Annotated in this window: 1 protein-coding gene; it reads left to right on the plus strand. The window is 28.8% G+C overall.

Features of this window, described 5'->3' with window-relative positions; all coding sequences use genetic code 11:
• Nucleotides 1-161 precede the first annotated feature (161 nt).
• Nucleotides 162-1,544, plus strand: coding sequence for an ApeA N-terminal domain 1-containing protein (locus B5X70_RS17655; RefSeq protein WP_079559223.1), 1,383 nt, complete (start codon nucleotides 162-164; stop codon nucleotides 1,542-1,544).
• Nucleotides 1,545-1,633: the final 89 nt, after the last annotated feature.

Genomic DNA, 1,633 nt, shown 5'->3' on the forward strand with positions numbered 1-1,633 from the left:
CGTTAGGGCACAATTCACTCTATTCCAGAGACATTGACTACTTAAAGAATGGGGGGAATTTAAGAAAATCAATAAAGCTTAAATGATTGAATTACTGATATTTTGTTTTACTTTAGTCAAAATTCACCTACTCCGAAAACTAGTAATCAAAATAAAATTTTATGAGGATAGAACATGGTTACTTAATTAGACCAAACATTCCTAATAATATTCAAGCTTCTGTGAACTTAAAAATTACAGATTCACTAATTGAATTTGAATTTTCCGAAGACGCAATAGCTCTTAACGAAATTGAAACAAATGAAATCTTATTGGGAGAATTCAATGGTTTCGGAAAGGTAACAATTCTTGGATGCACTCAATCAAGTCTCAAAATGGGATGTAGTGCAAACATCATAAAATATAAGGTAAACCACCTTCTAATAGGTGTGCATATATACAATTGGCAAGATTTAGAATTTTCAAAATGCATTGTTAATATCCCGTCATTATTCGAATGGGTTAATATTAGACCAATCAAAAACAATATATACTCTGAAAATAAAATACAATTAGACGTCCCTAACGATGAAAAGATTGCATCATTGGAAAGATTCGACTTATTCTTTTCGTTTGGTTATGAGACTAAAGCTGAAAAAAACGAAATTCATTTAAAACAACACACCTATCTAAAAATAGTATCTAAAGAAAAAAAACTTCTTATTGAAGAATACATGGAGATAATAACTCATTTCAAAAAATTTCTGTTATTCATAATTAATAAATCCCCCATCTCTGAATCAATATCGTTTTATGATTCAAAACATAATATTGAAAACACTAATACTCTAATCCCTATAGAATTAATTACTCCATCAAAAAAGAATGAATCCCCCAAAAGCATTAGCTTAATTAGAATTGATTATACGGAGATTGCTACGTGTTTCGAAGATATTATTAAAAATTGGTTTGAAAATAACAACCTAAAACCAAGCGTTGATTTAATTATTGAAAAATTTCTAAATCCAAAATTAAGTCGTGAAAATGATTTTCTGAACGCTTGTTTTGCAATTGAAACTTTCCATCGCAGATTTAAGACAATTAATACTTATTCAAAAGCGGTTTTTAAAAAAATCAGAAAAGACATAATAGAGAATATTGAAGATGATGATATTAAGAATTTTATATATGAAAAATTGTCATATGCAAATGAACCAACTTTTAGAACGCGTCTTTTTGATTTAAAAGAATATTTTGAGAGCATTCTCGCTTCAAATATAAATATTGATGAATATATAATTAAAATAGTAAAAACACGAAATTTTTTAGTTCATCGAGGTGATAATAAAAAGACTTTTAATGAATTAGACATGTTCTTTGCTGCAAGATATTTAGAAAATATCGTTCGCATATGCATTTTAATCGAATTGAAAGTACCAGAAAATATAGTTCTTAACATTCAGAATTGCAATAAGAACTATCTTCAATCATTATATGAAATAAATAAAAAAACAAATAAAACTGTGCCTAACGGTGTGTATAACCAATGGCTTTGGTTCAGCTAAATAGTCATCCTTCTGCCCCGCATCAAATTTTGCAACGGCAGATAAAGACGCAGCCCGCAAAAAAGCCACTGGTCATACACAGGTACGTT

The organism is Alkalitalea saponilacus, assembly GCF_900168165.1.
In the GTDB taxonomy this organism is placed as follows: Bacteria; Bacteroidota; Bacteroidia; order Bacteroidales; family Marinilabiliaceae; genus Natronoflexus; species Natronoflexus saponilacus.

Coding starts and splice junctions, on each gene's coding strand:
- B5X70_RS17655 (WP_079559223.1), top strand. CDS start 162: ATGAGGATAGAACATGGTTACTTAATTAGACCAAACATTCCTAATAAT.